General features: G+C 45.4%; 14 protein-coding genes. 8 read left to right on the top strand and 6 right to left on the bottom strand.

Annotated elements, in window-relative coordinates; all coding sequences use genetic code 11:
* Positions 1-920: 920 nt before the first annotated feature.
* The 4 genes from IQR33_RS17625 to IQR33_RS17640 all read left to right on the top strand — a co-directional run bounded on the left by IQR33_RS17625 (position 921) and on the right by IQR33_RS17640 (position 7,184).
* Positions 921-2,138 (top strand): AAA family ATPase, encoded by a 1,218-nt coding sequence (locus IQR33_RS17625; protein ID WP_005374503.1) that lies wholly within the window; start codon positions 921-923, stop codon positions 2,136-2,138.
* Positions 2,139-2,145: 7 nt separating this feature from the next.
* Entirely contained in the window at positions 2,146-3,120 is a 975-nt protein-coding gene (locus IQR33_RS17630; RefSeq protein ID WP_005374504.1) for a ParB/RepB/Spo0J family partition protein, read from the top strand.
* Positions 3,121-3,225: 105 nt separating this feature from the next.
* Positions 3,226-5,253: a tRNA(Met) cytidine acetyltransferase TmcA gene (locus IQR33_RS17635; RefSeq protein WP_017821874.1), complete on the top strand. Its 2,028-nt coding sequence runs from the start codon at positions 3,226-3,228 to the stop codon at positions 5,251-5,253.
* 251 nt (positions 5,254-5,504) lie between these two features.
* Positions 5,505-7,184, top strand: coding sequence for a DUF342 domain-containing protein (locus IQR33_RS17640; protein ID WP_115386882.1), 1,680 nt, complete (start codon positions 5,505-5,507; stop codon positions 7,182-7,184).
* A 56-nt stretch (positions 7,185-7,240) separates the two neighbouring features.
* Here the strand turns inward: IQR33_RS17640 and catC are convergent, their stop codons facing one another.
* Positions 7,241-7,900: a type C chloramphenicol O-acetyltransferase gene (gene catC, locus IQR33_RS17645; RefSeq protein WP_021821184.1), complete on the bottom strand. Its 660-nt coding sequence runs from the start codon at positions 7,898-7,900 to the stop codon at positions 7,241-7,243.
* 88 nt (positions 7,901-7,988) lie between these two features.
* Here catC and IQR33_RS17650 point away from each other — a divergent pair, with 88 nt between their 5' ends.
* Together IQR33_RS17650 and IQR33_RS17655 are read left to right on the top strand one after the other, a co-directional pair.
* Positions 7,989-8,900, top strand: coding sequence for a LysR family transcriptional regulator (locus tag IQR33_RS17650; protein WP_193837814.1), 912 nt, complete (start codon positions 7,989-7,991; stop codon positions 8,898-8,900).
* Positions 8,901-8,937: 37 nt separating this feature from the next.
* Positions 8,938-9,603: a peptidase E gene (locus tag IQR33_RS17655; RefSeq protein WP_005374509.1), complete on the top strand. Its 666-nt coding sequence runs from the start codon at positions 8,938-8,940 to the stop codon at positions 9,601-9,603.
* 89 nt (positions 9,604-9,692) lie between these two features.
* On the opposite strand, the gene IQR33_RS17660 is transcribed toward IQR33_RS17655, so the two are convergent.
* The 3 genes from IQR33_RS17660 to murQ all read right to left on the bottom strand — a co-directional run bounded on the left by IQR33_RS17660 (position 9,693) and on the right by murQ (position 13,282).
* A complete protein-coding gene (locus IQR33_RS17660) occupies positions 9,693-10,748 on the bottom strand; it encodes a porin (protein WP_193837813.1) in 1,056 nt (351 codons plus the stop codon).
* Positions 10,749-10,896: 148 nt separating this feature from the next.
* On the bottom strand, positions 10,897-12,351 hold the full coding sequence (murP, locus tag IQR33_RS17665; RefSeq protein ID WP_005374523.1) for a PTS N-acetylmuramic acid transporter subunit IIBC: 1,455 nt from the start codon (positions 12,349-12,351) through the stop codon (positions 10,897-10,899).
* Between the two features lie 28 nt (positions 12,352-12,379).
* Positions 12,380-13,282, bottom strand: coding sequence for an N-acetylmuramic acid 6-phosphate etherase (gene murQ, locus IQR33_RS17670; protein WP_005374524.1), 903 nt, complete (start codon positions 13,280-13,282; stop codon positions 12,380-12,382).
* A 242-nt stretch (positions 13,283-13,524) separates the two neighbouring features.
* Between murQ and IQR33_RS17675 the strand changes: the two genes are divergently transcribed.
* Positions 13,525-14,376, top strand: a complete 852-nt coding sequence (locus IQR33_RS17675) for an SIS domain-containing protein (protein ID WP_031778862.1) — start codon at positions 13,525-13,527, stop codon at positions 14,374-14,376.
* 19 nt (positions 14,377-14,395) lie between these two features.
* Here the strand turns inward: IQR33_RS17675 and mpaA are convergent, their stop codons facing one another.
* On the bottom strand, positions 14,396-15,106 hold the full coding sequence (gene mpaA, locus IQR33_RS17680; protein WP_031778863.1) for a murein tripeptide amidase MpaA: 711 nt from the start codon (positions 15,104-15,106) through the stop codon (positions 14,396-14,398).
* A gap of 141 nt (positions 15,107-15,247) precedes the next feature.
* Between mpaA and IQR33_RS17685 the strand changes: the two genes are divergently transcribed.
* On the top strand, positions 15,248-16,873 hold the full coding sequence (locus tag IQR33_RS17685; protein WP_005374527.1) for an ABC transporter substrate-binding protein: 1,626 nt from the start codon (positions 15,248-15,250) through the stop codon (positions 16,871-16,873).
* Between the two features lie 63 nt (positions 16,874-16,936).
* Here IQR33_RS17685 and IQR33_RS17690 read toward each other — a convergent pair whose 3' ends face one another.
* Positions 16,937-17,521: a flavodoxin family protein gene (locus IQR33_RS17690; RefSeq protein ID WP_017821885.1), complete on the bottom strand. Its 585-nt coding sequence runs from the start codon at positions 17,519-17,521 to the stop codon at positions 16,937-16,939.
* Positions 17,522-17,726: the final 205 nt, after the last annotated feature.

The raw sequence follows: 17,726 nt of genomic DNA on the forward strand, positions 1-17,726 counted from the left end.
TGAAACGATGATCATGATGTTTTTACAGGTTATCCACAGATGCAGTATTTAATAATGATCTTCACGATGATTATATTGTGCATTGGTGATGTTATTTATACTCGGATCGATGATCAAGAGCCAATATATCTATCGTTCTGGCGTCCATATTGATGAGATATCACTCATCTGATTAAAATACATTCAAGTCGCTCATATTTAGAAGTAAATCCTAGTCTCTGCTTATTTACAGGAAGCATGATCATGAGAGCGTGATTTATCATAGCAACTTGAGCAAGTTCATTGTTCCGGCTTCTATAACGTCAATTTCTGCTCAATCCCCCATTCTGTCTGCACTCAACCGTAAATCAGAGAAGAAAACTCATGCTTCCGAGAGATTCTAAGGCTTGATCATATTTCCGATTAATGGATCTTATTTTATTTGCGTGTTTACACCGTACTCTGCTCTATTTTTCCATGATCATGCTTTCGGATTTGCTTATTAACACGGAAGCATGATCATAAGCATACCTTGATCATACTTCCATAGATGTTTCGCTGGAACTGCCCTATTTTGCTCGGAGACATGATCAAGGTGTTCAGGTCTTTATTGTTCCGATATTACTTACTATTTATCGTTTAAATTAGGTTGGTTTAACATAACCCGTAATTTAGCTTAAGATTATAATCGTTCCGGTAGAAAATTGATTTACATTGTAAATGAGTGACGCTGTAACACTTTTTATTTTTAAGTTTAGGTGTCCACTTATGAGAAGATTATTTGATTAAAAATAGTTATCTTTTTGACCATAAATCATAAAAGCGTCGATTTGGGTGTTTTTTTATGTGATGGTAATTCAAAATGTTCGTGCACCTTTTTGTTGTTTTTGGTCTTTACTGCTGTACAATTGCAATTATAAATCCTTCCAACGGAATTTGGCATGAAAAGAGAAAAAACGATTGAAAACCTTCTTGAGTTAGCGGAGCTGACTCAGCAGGTTCAAGCTGACCGTATTGAAATTGTTTTAGAAGAGCGAAGCGATAACTACTTCCCACCAATGTCGAAAGCGATGATGGAAACCCGTTCTGGTCTAACTCGCCGTAAGCTCGACGACGCGATTGGTAAAATGGAAGCCGCTGGGCATCAATTTACTAAAAACAACGCGAATCATTATTCAATTACGTTAGAAGAAGCACACATGCTCATGGATGCGGCTGAAGTGCCTAAATTTCATGAGCGTAAAAAGAATTCAGGTAACAAACCTTGGATTATTAATGTGCAGAACCAAAAGGGCGGTACAGGTAAATCAATGACCGCGGTTCATTTAGCGGCATGTTTAGCGCTAAATTTGGATAAACGATACCGTATTTGTTTAATCGACTTAGACCCACAAGGCTCGCTACGTTTATTCCTTAACCCGCAAATCAGCATGGCAGAGCATGATAATATCTATTCTGCGGTAGACATTATGTTGGGTAACGTGCCTGATGGTGTGGAAATTGACAGTGAATTTTTACGTAAAAACGTATTGCTGCCAACGCAATATCCGAACTTAAAGTCGATTTCAGCGTTTCCAGAAGACGCGATGTTTAATGCGGAAGCATGGCAAACGCTATCTGAAGACCCATCACTCGATATCGTCCGTCTGCTGAAAGAGCAACTGATTGATAAAATTGCTGATGACTTCGATATCATTATGATTGATACCGGTCCACACGTTGACCCATTAGTATGGAATGCGATGTATGCATCAAATGCCTTGCTCATTCCTTGTGCGGCTAAGCGTCTGGACTGGGCTTCAACAGTAAACTTCTTCCAGCATTTGCCTACGGTATATGAAATGTTCCCGGAGGACTGGAATGGTCTTGAGTTTGTTCGCTTGATGCCAACCATGTTTGAGGACGACAATAAGAAGCAAGTTTCTGTTTTAACTGAAATGAACTATCTTCTAGGTGACCAAGTTATGATGGCTACTATTCCTCGTAGCCGTGCGTTTGAAACCTGTGCCGATACCTACAGCACAGTATTTGATCTGACAGTAAGCGATTTTGAAGGCGGTAAGAAGACACTAGCTACCGCGCAAGACGCTGTTCATAAAAGCGCACTGGAATTAGAGCGTGTGCTGCACTCTAATTGGCCGTCATTGAATCAGGGGTAATAAGTAAATGGCTTTGAAAACGTCTGAATTAAACGCGAAATTATTTGGCAAAACGAATAAGCGTCGTGTTGTGACTCCGCAAGAGGCGCAAACTGCGGCAAAAGAGAAAGCTCAAACGATTGAACTAGCAGTTGCAGGTGAAAATATTGTTCAGTTTGAACTTGTGCGTATTCCTGCAAATAAAGTTGCGACAGAAACAACAGTATTTGTTGATAACGCTCGTGAGCAATCGTTCTTAAACGAACATGCTTTATCTGATGTTTTAGTCACACTCAAAGAGCGTGGCCAACAATATCCAGCGGTGGGTCGTAGAACTGAAGATGGCAAGATTGAAGTTTTAGATGGTAGCCGTCGTCGCATGTCTTGTATCCTCGCTGAACAAGATTTTTTGGTTTATGTTGCTGACAACATCAATACTGACCATGCTAAGTTTTTGTCTGATGTGGCAAATGCTCACAAACCGCTCTCTTTATACGAAAAAGGTAAAGAGATGCAGGCTAAGCTTGATAGTGGTGAAGCTGAGGATCAGAAAGCATTGGCAAAAATGTTCCAGTGCAGTGAAGCGTTGGTAAGTGGCGCTTTAAAAGCCGCAGCATTACCGTTAGAACTGCTTCAAGCGTATCCGAATGTTGGCGATCTCGGTCGCCCAACAATCGTGAAACTGCACAAACAGTTTTCAACGCTAACGCCAGAGCAGCAGCAAGAGCTGTTAGATAAATGTCGCTCTAGCGAAGGGTTTTTATGGCAGCGAAGCACAGCTCAAGGCGTTGCTCGTCTGACAAAAGAAGTCACGGAAAGCATCGAAAATTGGATTACTGAACTTGCACCAGCAAAACCTGGTAAGAAGACGGAAAAAGTCGACTTAGTTAAAGGTCGAGCAAGCTATAGCCGAAAAGGTAGCAGCCTGGCGTTGAACTTGAAGAAAGTTGACGACAGCTTAATGGAAGAGATTCTTGCGTTTGTACAAACCAAACTGCAATAACAAATGATGATTGAATCAACCGCCTCCGGGCGGTTTTTTTATATCTGAGAAGCGTCAAATTAAAGATGTGATACCATTACGTCAGTTCAACGTTGGATAGACAAAATGCAGACACAATCTGATTTCCTTTCATCACTTCAACATCAAGCTCACCAATCTTTCCAAAGGATTGGTGTTGTCATTCAAGGCGAGGCTTCTTGGCAAAATGCGTTGATGTCAGAGTTCCATAAAACGCAGCGCCATCAACGTTGGTTTTCTGTTGGTGATTTTGGTTTGAAAAACGTATCCAGTGTTTCGTCTAAACAAGGACACATGTTGCTAGGCAGAGAGTGTGACGTTCTATTGTTTGATGCTCGAAATGGCTTTGACGCCAATAGTTTTACCGCCGCGCTTGGCTCATTGGTTGGCGGCGGTTTTCTTATTGTCATTACTGAGCTGCGACAAAATGCGAATTTTGCTCAGCAATGGATGCACAAACAGTGGGAGAAGCTCGTTGTTATTGAGCAAGACAAACCATTGCCAACGGCTCCAGACATCAAGCAAGCAGAAAAAGAAAGCCACTACACGGAACAAGAACATGCCATTTCTCTAATTGAAAAGGTGGTGACAGGACATCGAAAGCGACCGTTAATTTTGACCGCTGATCGTGGGCGCGGAAAAACAAGTGCCCTCGGCATTGCGTGTGCGAACTTATTACAGCAGAAGCCACTTAGAATCTTAATTACGGCACCATCTATAAAAGCCGTTGAGCCTGTTTACCAACATGCTTTACGTTTACTCCCTAACGCACAGCGCATTAAGAAGGACAGATTAGAATCAGGGCAGGGAGCCATTCAATTCATTGCTCCTGACGAACTTCTATCGAGCAGACCTGAATGTGATTTGTTACTTGTCGATGAAGCGGCTGCAATTCCAGTTCCTATGCTCAAAAGCATTACCGAACATTATCATCGACTCGTTTTTTCTACGACTGTTCATGGTTATGAAGGTTGTGGCCGGGGCTTTACGATTAAATTTGTTGATTGGCTTCAGAAACAGCGTTCGGGAATGAAAACATGGCACATGACACAGCCCATCCGCTGGAGCATGAATGATGCGCTTGAATCATGGCTCTATGACGCGTTTTTGTTGGATGCGGAGTTAACGCACCATCAACTTAAACAGGTCGACTCAATTTCCCTTTCTAAAGCCGATAAGAACAATTTGATATCGCAGCCTAGTTTGCTGCGTGAGTGCTTCGCTCTTTTGGTGAATGCTCATTATCAGACCTCGCCGAATGATTTGATTCACCTTTTGCAAGACGACAACAGTCAGCTCTATTTTGCTAAGCAAGATAATGCGGTTGTGGGGGTGATATTAGCGGTCGAAGAGGGGGGCCTTGACGATGAATTGATTGAAGAAATCCAGCTTGGTAAGCGTCGTCCTAAAGGACACTTAGCCCCAATTACGATTGCAAACCACCTAGGATTCCCGAATGTCGCGAATCTATCGACGCTGCGAGTCATGAGAATTGCGGTTCATCCAGCATTGCAAGGCAAAGGCATTGGTCAAAAAATTCTGCAGCAACTTGAGCAAATGGCTGCTAAACACATTGCCTACTTATCCACGAGTTTTGGTGCGACGGAAGAGTTGCTCTATTTCTGGCGACAATCGAACTTCCGTACAATTCGCTTAGGGTCAATGCGCGATGCTGCTAGCGGTTGTTATTCAGTCTTGATGGTCAAACCTTGTGATTCCCAACAGACGGCTTGGGTCGACCAATCTCAGGCGCTATTTGAAGAAATGTTGTCTAACAATGTGGCTGACGTCTATCCAAAATTAGAAGCCCCTATTTTTCGAGCTCTATTGCCGCAACCTTTGGGAATGAGTCCACTTCATCCCGCTAAGTTATTACTAATTGAATGTTATGCTGATGGTGGTAACAGTTATGAGTCTGTGTCTGTGTGGCTTCAACAGTGGTTACTTAATTTAGGTTTGAACTCTGTTTCCGACTTGATGATTAGTAAGCTTTTTCTTAACCGTAGTTGGACTGAATGTGCTCAGCAATTTGGTTTACCTGGAAGAAGGCAAGTTGAGCAGCAGTTAAGGGACGAAGTAAGACACATTTGGAGCGATTTACACTGTAAACAATAAAGGGAAATTTACACTGTAAATGAAATTACTGGGAGCTGATTTTACACTGTAAATCCAGCTCCTTTTTGTTTCAGCGTGTATTTTGATTGAGCTTTAGGCTAAATCGAGTTTTCTCTTAATATCCTGTTTAACCGTTATTGATGGATTACTTTCTTTAGTGACGTGAGCCCTATAATAAGAAATGCGAGGTTTGTTCAGAAAACGGATTTGGTTAGACTGAAAGTGTTGATGGGAAGCAAAGTGGTAAGGGTATGTGGAAGCTGTGTCTTGAGTTATCTGAAGATAAGACCAAGGTGATAGCCCGTCTTCCGGGAGAAGTGGACCTCGGTGGTGAGCTAAATCAAAATGAATTAAACGAGCAGCTCGTCGCAATGAACGCTGAAAGGATGTTTGTTGTTGAGGGGGAAGTCGTTAGGTTCATTAACTGCGCCAAAGAACGTAAAGCCGAAGCTTACGAAGGCATCGTCATTGCGGAAAAACGCAACGCGCAAGTTGAGGTCGAATTATCGAATAATGACATGCTCGCCAGTATGAACGTTGTCGGTGCGTACGGAGGCCGAGGTTTACGTGGCCCCGAGATTGTTCAAGCCCTTGCTCAAGCGCGAGTTTCGAAAGGCATCAACAAACTGGCTTTGAAGAAAGTGTTGGTTGTCAGCACTCAGCTCAAACCCGGCGAAACTTTTTCTCAACCTGTAGCGGTTGGTAAGCAACCTATCAAAGGCAAAGACGCACTTTTTACTCCTCTCGTTAAAGACATCACCAAACGCATCCTCAAACCCAAAGACGGCCAATCTGCTAGCGACAAAATTGATTTACGTAACCTCGGTGAAACTATCGCGGTTGACGTAGGCGATGAGGTGATGCGCCGCACGCCTGCGACCAAAGGTACGCCAGGTTTTACTGTTCAAGGGCGAGTGATTCCTCCACAAGCTGGAAAAGACAGCCCAATGAAGCCAGGCAAGGGCACCGAGATAAGCAAGCACGACCCAAACCTATTGATTGCATCGGTATCCGGTACGCCTCTAATTAAAGACAAAACCATTGAAGTTGATAACGCACTCTGTCTCAATAGCGTTGGCGTGAATACAGGTCACGTGAAATTCAAAGGGAATGTGATTATCGGTGGCAACATCGAATCCGGAATGATTGTTAAAGCGACGGGCTCTATTACTGTAGGCGGCTTCATTGAATCGGCTGAAGTACAAGCGCAAGACGACATTCAAGTTGGTAAAGGGATCATTGGCCACACCGTGAGTGATGGCCAGCCAAAGAGTTGTCACGTCAAAGCCAAAGGTTCGATTCGTGCCAGCTACGCCCAATATTGTGATTTGCAAGCCGGCGAAGATATTGAGTTGGCGGTGCACAGTATGAATAACGATATTGTTTGTCGGCGCAATCTGACGGTGCTGGATGCGAACGGTAGGAACGGTACGCTCAGCGGCGGAGATGCAAAAGTCGGTGGCAAAGTGGTGTGCTTACAATTGGGCGTAGAAGGCGACACCGCCACAAAGGTAGAAGCGTTTGCGCGCTATTCTGCATTTAAGGAGCGATTAGCAGAGCTCAAAGATCAATACAAACGCGCTCAAGAAGGAACGATGGATGTGATTCGTAAAGAGCTCGAATTTAAGAAACGTCCTAAAGCCGAACGTACCGACGAAGAACAAGCTCAGATTGACGTGATGAAAACACAAAACAACGAGCAGCTTGAAGCGATAAAGCAAAAGCTAGAACAAACGGAACATGACTTTGAAGTCGCGTTAGAAGAAAATATTGTCGAAGCCAAAGAGCGTGTCTTCACACGCGTGACGGTGCAGTTTGGCGACGAACAAGTAACGACAAAGCGCACTCATGGCGGTTGTTCGTTCCGTTTCAATCAATACGAAATTAAAGTCTCGGCGAACTTGGAAGAAGAGGACGTCGCTGCGGTTTAAGCTTTCTTACTCATTGAGCCCACACGTCGCAACAAGATGTGTGGGCTTTTGTTTATCTACAAATCGACAATGTGCTCTTGATAGTAGTCCGCAAGCGCACCGACTTGGCTGCTACACATTACTTTCATTGCTTGTTTAATGTGTTCTATTGGCCAGTTCCACCATTGGATATTGAGTAGAGTCTCAATCTCTTTATCGCTAAATCGTTGACGTACGACTTGGTTGTTTCCAACCACCACCGAATAAGGTTGCACGTCTTTCGTCACTACGGCGCGTGCTCCGATGACGGCTCCATCGCCGATGTTTACTCCGGGCATGATCATCGCCTCACTGCCAATCCAAACATCGTTCCCCACCACTGTATCTCCGGCACGCTCGAAACCGTCTTGTACGCCTTCTCCAAATTCTTCAGGAGAGAAGGGGAAGGTCGAAATCCAGTCAATGCGATGACCTTGGTTTCCTGCCATCATGAAGGTGGCTCCAGAAGCGATGGAACAAAACTTGCCAATGATTAATTTGTCGATGCTATCGGGTTCTCTACTTTGCCATTCTTGAAGTGTGACGGGGTCACCCAACAAGTAGCGTACCGCTTGCTCTTCGAAGCTTTTTTGATGATAGAAGCCCGAGTAATAGCTGTAATCGCCAACGATGATATTGGGATTAGTGATGTGATCTTTAATGACTTGACCTTTTAACCACGTGTCGAAAACACTCATAACTCATCCTTTCAAATTTAGGTTGTACAGAGTTTAGAGGCTTTCTATTATTTCCAGTAGTTTGATTTTAGAGATTCAGAATTACTGTATGGAAATAAAATGGCTCAGCTACGTACCACTTTACGTCGCTTTGTGTGAGGAACGAAGTATTGCTGGTGCAGCAAAGCGACTGAATTGTTCGAATGCGCATGTAAGTCGGCAACTTAAACAGCTTGAAGACATATTGTCGGTGCAGCTTATTCAGCGAACTACGCGCCAGTTTAATTTGACCTACGATGGTTTGCGGTTTTATCAGCAGGTAAAGCAACTGCTCGAAGGCGCTGAGCAGATCAATGAGCAAGTCATGGCAAACGAGATCGTATCGGGAAAATTGAGAATAGCGGCGTCCGCTTCTTTCGGAGCTGCGTTACTCAGCCAAACATTGATCGAGTTTCGATTGCAACATCCACAAGTGAGCGTCGAAGTGATCTTCACAGAGACACCTCTCGACTTGATTGAGGCTGGGTTTGATATCGCATTCTACTTTACCGATACTCCTCCAGAGGGATACGTCGGCCATCAGCTACGCACTTTACACTGTAAACCGATCGCTCATCGCTCGTATTTAGCTGATAAACCAAATGTAAGTACGCCAGAGGAGCTTGGCGACTTGGAGCACATCCTTTATAAAAGTCGTGACTTGGTGTTAGATAAATGGACGTTTACGCATAAACAAACTCAGCAGCATTGCAGTATTGGGTTAGAAAGTACGCTGAGTTTTAATCTTGTCCAGTCCATGTTGGATGCTACTTTGGCTGGCTGTGGTGTAGCCATGTTAGATGAATTTGCACTGGCTAAACTCGAACCTGCACAAAAAGAACAACTCGTGAGTTTGCTGCCAGAATGGCAAACGGATGCGATTTTGCCGCTTTATCTGCTTTACCCAAAACGTGAGCACTTACCAAGAAGAACGCGAGCGTTCATTGATCACTTTAGGAACATATATTCTGTCGGCGAATAGCGACAACAAACTTAGCAACTATTGAGGAAGCAAAGGAATGCGAAAACACTGTATTGCGATTGGTGGTGGTGGCTGGATGATGGGAGAGAATCCGAGTCCGCTCGATCAATACATTTTGTCTTTGTCTGGTAAGGAGAATCCAAACATTTGTTTTCTACCGACAGCCACGGGAGACGCCGATGAAGTGATTGAACGTTTTTACGATGCGAAGCTTAGTGAGAACGCAACCCATTTTCCGCTGTTTAAGTTTGATGCTGGTTGGAAAGAAACGCTATTTGAACAAGACATCATTTACGTCGGTGGCGGTAATACGCGTTCGATGTTGGCCATTTGGCGCGAATGGGGAATCGATAGAATACTCAAGCAGTGCTATGAGCAAGGCATCATCATTTGTGGCATGAGCGCTGGTGCAATTTGTTGGTTTGAGTTTGCGGTGACAGACAGTGATCCCGAAGCATACCAAGTTATACGTTGTCTCGGATTAATTGACGGTTTGGCTGCGGCGCATTTTTCTCATGTAGGTGAGAAGTTCGAGGTTTTCCAAGCCTTTGCTCGTTCTCAACCGAGCATCACTTGTTATGGCATTCACGATTATGCGGCATTGCACTTTGTCGATGGAAAATTGTTAGCTACTGTCACCAGTTTTCCTGATGCAGGCGTGTTGGTCAAAACAGGTAACGAAGAAAACATATTACGAGGGTGAGCTTCTTCAAATCAGCAGTAAAGGCAATAACTACTGACCGGACACAGAAGAAGCTCATGGATTCAGCTAACTTACATTAAGTATCGTGCTTACAGCTCGTAACGCAGACCTAAGTGGTAGTAGCTTTCGTCTGCGTGCGCACCGCCAAACGAGACTTCTTGTCCATTGCTGTAGCCACGCGAACCGTTACGATCAACGTAGTTTGTGTAGATAGAAGAACGAGGCGTCAGTTTGTATTGCACTTCTAGCGTTGTATCTTTCAGCTCTAGCTCGTCACCCTCACTGTTTTCTAAAGAACGATAACCAGCACGCAGTGCCCATTTGTCATTTACACTGTAAACCGCCGTCAGTTCCATCACTTTGTCGGTACTGGTTTGCGAGTAATAGCCCTCTAGTTCATCTTCCGAGTACAACGCACCCAACATCAAATCTCCTAGGTAGTAACGTGTACCTGCGCCCCAGAATGTGTAATCGGTGTCGTTGCTTTCACGTGCATCACCTTTATTTTTCTGCATCGCCACCACTGGTGCCAAGGTACCCCAATTCTCCATGTCTAGCGTATAACGCAGTGCAGCGTTGTAACCGTAGTCAAGCTCAGAAGTGTTGTTTCCTAAAATGTACGCGACAGAAAAATCGAAATTACCTAGGCTGTTTTGGTATTGCAACGTGCCATCTTGACGGAAAACTTGCGTCGCGGTTTTGTCGACTTTATTCGCTTGGCGCGCCATAGAAACATCGGAAGAAGCGAACACATCACCAATGTCGGTAAACATAATTAATCCAGATGCCACGCGACCACCAGTAATGCGACCATAATCTTTCGCATCAATACCCGCCCACACATAACGTGCGGTCAGAGACGGTTTGTCGTTTACTTGGTTTGCGTATTCAGCGGCACCCACTTGGTATTGCGCTTGGCCGATGATCGACGCGTACTCGTTGATGGTTTGTGAACCGTTTAAACCAATACGGCCATCAAATTCGCCATTTGCATCGCCATGCTCATCATTTTTACTGGTGACATTGAAACCAAGACGAGAGTAAATATTTAAAACTGACCCATCTTCCGCTTGATACAGCTGCGCTGCCATTGCGTTTGATGCCATCAATGTAGGGAGAAGTAGAGTCAAAATGTACTTTTTCATGATTAACGACCTTTCATTTCTATTGTTTTAGGTACGACAAAGCCCCTTCCGAGTAACGGAATAAGAAAAATTGTCGTGAAGTAGAGAGAGGGTGCGCCCTTGTTTGCCAAGGGCGCGAGCTAGTCCATTCCTATAGGGGAAGAATGATTTAGCTTAAATCGACGTCTTTGCAGCCAAAGAAGTAAGTCGCGAGGAAGCCGACGATGTAAGAGATAAGCAGGCCAGCAACAAACACCATCATGCCCGGGAAGATGCCATTTTCTGATGTCATGAGAGGAATTGCCACGATACCGGACGGGCCAAACACCGTATTAAGACCAACTGGTAAGCCAAGGTAAGAAACTAAACCGATAAAGAAGCCGCCCGCAGCACCACCAATACAAGCTGTAACGAATGGTTTTACGCGTGGTAATGTCACGCCGTAAATCAATGGTTCGCCAATGCCTAGAAGACCCGGAATAATAGCGCCTTTAACTTGAGTGCGCAGTAGAGCGTCTTTTTTGGCTTTGAAATACAGCGCCATTGACGCGCCAACCTGACCGCCACCAGCCATCGCCAGGATAGGGAATAGCGAGTTAAAGCCCTGTGTTTCCATCAATGCGAAGTACACGGGAACAAAACCCTGGTGGATGCCAAATACCACAGAAATTAAGAACAAACCTGCCAAGATTGCAGCGCCTAATGGGTTATCGTTCAAGTTGAGGAACAACCAAGACATCCCTTTAAACAGCTCGCCGCCGATTGGCATGATGATCAAGAAGGTTACCGCGCCCATGATCAACAGAGTGATAACGGACGTTAAGATCATGTCCAGATCATCTGGCATGTATTGACGAACCTTACGCTCGACTTGCGCACCGATGATCGCCGCCAAAAGTACGCCGATAATGTTGCCGCGCGGATCAATCGCAAAGCCGAAAAACTCGTTCATGCCAGAGTAAATGCCGGATGTCGCCTCTGGGTTGTAACCCAGCACAAACAAAGAGGCGAGAATGGCACCATTAACACCAGAGCCGCCAAACGCTTGCTGCGCGTTGTAACCAATCAGAATACTTAAGAAAGCAAACAGACCCTTACCAAAGACTTTCATGTAGGCAATCAAATCCAACATAAACTGGCTTGGTGTCTGGTCGAGAACAAACATCTGTTCCAATAACGTCGCAAAACCTAGCAACAAACCAGCGGCAATAAAGCCAGGGATCAACGGCGTAAAGATGGTGGCAAACTTGCTTAAAAAACGCTGAACTGCACTGGTTTGTTTGCTCTTCATCTGTTTTTTCTGCTCGGCCGCGACGGCAGAAAGATCTTGTTGCGGCATATCTGGTTCTTCACTGTCACCAGAGGTTAAGCTGTCGATCAGTTGATTCATCATCTCAGCCGCTTGTTGAGCTTTTCCAGGACCGAGAATGATCTGAAACTGCTCATCGCTTTCCACCACACCCATTACGCCGGGAATTTGCTTGATAACTGATTGATCAGCCAAGCCATTGTTGGCGAGCGATAAACGCAAACGCGTCATACAGTTACCACATTTGCTTACGTTGCTACTGCCACCCACTGCGGACAGCAACTGCGATACTGTGTTTGAAGTTATTTTTGCCATAGGGTCTATCCTTCAGAACTCGGATTATTTAATTATTATTTAGTGCTGCGCGAATAAAGCCGTTGTGCGCGGCGAGGCGTGATTTGGCTTGTTCGGCATCCAAATCGGCCAAAATCATTAAGATGGCGGTTTTGCAGTGGCGACCACAGGCATTTAATGCTCGCTCTGCTTCTTCTTTTGATGCGTCGGTTGCTTCCACAACAATGTTGGTTTGGCGTAGGATGAGCTTGGCGTTAGTGGCTTCTACATCCACCATTAAGTTGCCAAATACCTTACCGCTACGAATCATTGCGCCTGTCGTGAGCATGTTTAGCACCAGTTTTTGTGCGGTGCCGGCTTTCATGCGAGAAGATCCAGTGACAACCTCTGCGCCAACTATCGGCAGAATCGCGATGTCGGCCGCTTCTGCCATGGTACATTCTGGATTACAAGCGATAGATGCGGTCGTGGCTCCGATGGATTTAGCGTACTCCAAACCACCTAGCACATAAGGTGTACGGCCACTTGCTGCAATGCCTACAACCACGTCATTCTTGGAGAGGTGAAGTGCTTTTAAGTCGTCTTGGCCCATTTTCGCGTTGTCTTCTGCGTTTTCTACCGCTTTTAAAATCGCTTGATGTCCACCAGCAATTAAGCCAATCACCATATCTGGGTGCGTGCCGTAGGTAGGAGGACACTCGCTCGCATCAAGAATGCCTAAGCGACCTGACGTACCAGCTCCCATGTAAATTAAACGGCCACCATTTGCAAAAGCTTGGGTAATTGCGTCAACTGTCTCTGCAATTTGTGGTAGCACCGCTTTTACCGCGAGCGGGACTTTTTGATCCTCTTCATTAATGACTTGCAGCATCTCGATGGTCGAAAGCGTATCGATCTCGGCACTGGCTGGGTTACGGCTTTCTGTCACCAATCTGCTTAAATCAATTTTCATGTTTTGCACTCTTCGTAATGTTCAATCTGAGGGCGATTTTATGGAATAAAATATTCAGGTTTGGTGATAAAAATCACACTTGAGGTTATTCTTTATGCAGGAGAAATTTGGAATAATGAGAGAAAATATACGTCTATTACATCCGGGATTAACTGTCTTGGTTAGAATAATCAGGGGGTTAAATCAAACGCCTATTATTTCTGTTTTGGAATAATTTATTTAAAATTTTTGAGGTTTTTGTTGTGTCAGTTATCAATAGGATAGTCGCGAGGCGTACTCAGCTTTCGCAAAGCGGTCGTTTGGTTGGCGATTGGATTGTTGAAAACGCAGAAAAGGCGGCGCTGCTCACCAGCCAAGAACTTGCGGCGCAAGTAAAAGTGAGTCAATCGAGCATTGTGAAATTTACTCAGCGTATTGGCTTTAAAGGTTACAGCGAGTTTAAGTTAGCTCTGAATGAAGAGATTGGCCGTAAGCATGCGATGGGGTCGACACCGTTGCACAGTGATATTTTGGCAGATGATCCCATCGCGGTTATTTCACAGAAACTGGTGAAAGCAAAAACAGATGCTATGTTTCAAACCACCAATACGCTGTCTTACGAAGCGTGTCACCAAGCGGTGAAATGGTTGAGTGAAGCGCGTCGAGTGCAAGTGGTCGGGATTGGGGGCTCTGCACTGACCGCGAAGGATTTAAGCTTTAAACTGCTTAAACTTGGTATTACGGCGCTTTCTGAACAAGACAGCCACGTGCAGATTGCTGTTGCCCGCACGCTCTCTCCAGAAGATGTTCAGATCGCAATCTCGTTTTCGGGTGAGCGCAAAGAAATTCTCGTCGCGGCAGAAGCGGCAAAAGAGCAGGGCGCGAAGGTGATTGCGTTATCTGCGCCTGGAAGAAGTCGCTTGCGCGGTATTGCCGATATTACGTTTGATACGATTGCCAATGAAACGGAACATCGCAGCTCATCCATTGCTTCGCGTACCGCGCAAAACGTGATCACCGATTTGCTGTTTATCATCTTGGTTCAGCAAAGAGACGACAGTGCCCGTCAGTTGATCAGCGATATCAGTACCGACATCAAACAGATCCTCACATGATCGCTTGTTTAACAGCGGACTAGAGATCCGGATCGTGCCTCAGCAAAGCAATAAAAGCAGAGAGATGTTTTTCAATGGTGAGATCGGCAGAAATCGCGGGCAATTCCAACGTGATGCAAGGTAAATCACGTTCACTACACCAAGTGCCGAATGAGCCGGGTGTTTCGTAGTCGACATCGTCAACGATTGGCAGTTGGAACTGCTCGTGGAGCCATTTGGCAAGGTCGGAATGTTTGGGATCATCCACAAACGCAAGCGGTTCATGAAACGACACCACAAACTTTGGCCTGCGCAGTTCAATCAAGTTAATTAATGCGCCAACTTCTGGCTCTAGCTGGTTTTTAGAGCCTGTTTTCACCTTTACGTCTCGAATGGGTGTGTGAGAGCTCCATCGATACACGGTGCCATGCTCAGTCCAATTTTGGGTTGGAAACGCGCGATTGAGATCCACTTGGTTTGCATTTGCGCGTGTGCCTAGCTGGTTGCCGTCCGGATTCATTGACAGAATCACATCATGTCGTAAGTTTTCTGCAGGCAAGCTTCTTAGCGCGCAGGACAAACCTGCAATCGAGGCCGTCTCGTCCCCGTGAGTGCCTGCCAAAATCAAACCTCGCGAAGCACTTTCGACTTGAGCCGGAAAATACAATAATGGCGCACCAAGCACGGATTGACCGTATGATGTTGGCCGAATTAAAAATGCCGCTCTTTCCGTTCTTGGAATTAGACTCACCGTAATCTCCTGATTGATGAAGTAGTATCAATATCTAAGCTAATTACACCTAGCTAAACTGAACCGTTTAAACTCGTCAACGGTTGAAATGTTAATTGTGGCACTTGCTTCACAAGACGCGTTAGGAGAACGAAAAACGATATGGATTTTAAAAAACATTCAACGGCGTTGCTGATTTCCTCTTTATTCACCCCTTTTCTTGCTACATCAGTTGCTGCGGAGACCTTACCTAAAGGCATTCAACTTGCCGCAGAACAGCATTTAGTACGTGCGAATGACGCAGAGGCGGCGACGCTTGACCCAGCGAAAGCCGAAGGTCTGCCAGAAATGCATGTGATTCGTGACTTATTTGAAGGGCTTGTGATTCAAGATCGTGACGGAAACATTATTCCCGGTGTGGCAGAATCATGGGAAACCAACGACAACCAAACCTTTACTTTTCACTTGCGCAAAGACGCGAAATGGTCGAATGGCGAGCCTGTGACGGCGGATGATTTTGTCTATTCACTGCGCCGAGCGGTGGACCCGAAGACCGCTTCTCCAAATGTTTGGTATCTCAAACTCACCAAGATCAAAAACATCGCCGATGTAGCAGAGGGCAAAAAGCCTTTGGACGATCTCGGTATCAAGGCAGTGGATAAATACACCCTACGTTTTGAGTTGGACAGTCAAGTGCCGTACTTTGTTGCTATGACTGGGCACACGTCCATGATGCCAGTGCATCAAGCGACAGTGGAAAACCGCGACAAGCCGTGGAGCGATCCAGACCAATTTGTTAGCAACGGTGCATTCACATTGGATAAGTGGGTCGTGAATGAACGCATTGAACTGGTTAAGAGTCCAAGTTACTGGGACAGCGCAGATACGCATCTAAACAGAGTGACTTACATTCCGTTTGAAAACCAAAACGCGTCTATCAATCGCTTTGCGGCAGGAGAGCTGGATATCACGTCAGATGTGCCGACTCATATGGCGCAGAAGCTTAAACAAGATTACAAGCAGGCTTACACGGTGGTGCCATTATTGTGTACGTATTACTACGCGTTCAATACCACTCGTCCGCCATTTGATGATGTGCGAGTGCGTCAAGCGGTGTCGTACTCCATCATGCGCGATGTGATTACGAATGGTGTCACGCAAGTGGGCAACCTTCCTGCTTATACTTTTGCGCATCAGTACACCGCAGGGTTTGATGCGACGCCGCCTGAATACAGTAAGTGGAGTCAGCAACAACGTGACGAGAAAGCGCGTCAGTTGTTAAAAGAAGCGGGTTACAGCCAAGACAAGCCGCTCGATTTTAAATTGCTGTACAACACCAGTGAGGCAAACAAATCGATCGCGGTTGCGATAGCGTCGATGCTACAAAAAAATCTCGGTGCAAACGTGGAGTTAGAAAACCAAGAGTGGAAGTCGTACTTAGTGGCGCGTAAACAAGGCAATTTCGATGTGATGCGCGCTTCCTGGTGTGGTGATTACAATGAAGCGTCTACTTTCCTGAGCTTACTTCGCTCAGGTTCCTCGGGTAACTTTGCACGTTACAGCAGTGAAGCGTACGACAACGCGATGAACAGTGCATTGACTGCAACCAATGAGAAAGCACGCCAAGGTTTCTATGATCAAGCCGAGCAATTGTTGGCGGCGGATATGCCAATCGCACCGATTTACTACTACATGCAAGCGCGTTTGGTTCGTCCTACGGTTGGCGGTTTTGCCAAGAACAACGTAGAAGGTCGTATCTACTCGAAAGACCTCTACATCAAGAAGTAGCGCTCAAAACAAGCGATAAATATGAAGCCCCGAAGATGTATCTTACGGGGCTTCTTTTTATTGTTAGCGAGTGGAGAGCTTGTTCACGAGCATAGCGACTCGTTTGCCAAGATACTCCGCTGTTGCAACATCAGAAGCATGCAACTGACCACCTTCACCACCTTGTGCAACAATACCACCTTGTACACCATAACGATTCAGGTTTTGCTCCCCAGAATTGCTGATCTTATCCAACCCGACCCACATCATGCCGTGTTGGTTAGCGAGCGTTTGTAGATATTGTAATGTGCAAGATTGGTCGCCATTCATTGCCCCACCACTGGTAAAGCCAGCCGCGATTTTGCTCGCCCATTTTTGGTAATACCAAGATTCACTGCTTGCATCTGCAAATGCTTTAAACTGCGCTGCTACACCGCCCATATAGGTCGGTGAGCCAAAGATAATCGCATCACACTCAGCAAGTTCATCCATTAGTTTAGGGTTCACAAAACGTCCCTCAATAATCTCACTGCCTTCAATTCGGTGAGAGAGGATTTCACATTCATCTTGCTGCTTAATGCCTTGTTGTTCAACGCCTGCGGCAATCGCGCGAGCAAGCTGACCAGTAACGTCGGTTTTAGAGAAATAAATAATCGCAATTTTGGACACAATGGTTCCTTTTTTCATTGTTGATTTTTAATCGTGCGACTAAGGCTAAAACCTCAATCTAAGTTGAGGTCAAGAAGAGATTTGAGATAGATAAAGTACGAATTGGCATCTAAAGAGCTTTCTTATAGGGTAAGTCGACGGCATAACTACAGTGAATGCAACGACGATGAATGTCGTGTATAAAAGCGTTAAAGGAAGATCTTAA

Source organism: Vibrio sp. OPT46, assembly GCF_015163535.1.
In the GTDB taxonomy this organism is placed as follows: Bacteria; Pseudomonadota; Gammaproteobacteria; order Enterobacterales; family Vibrionaceae; genus Vibrio; species Vibrio alginolyticus.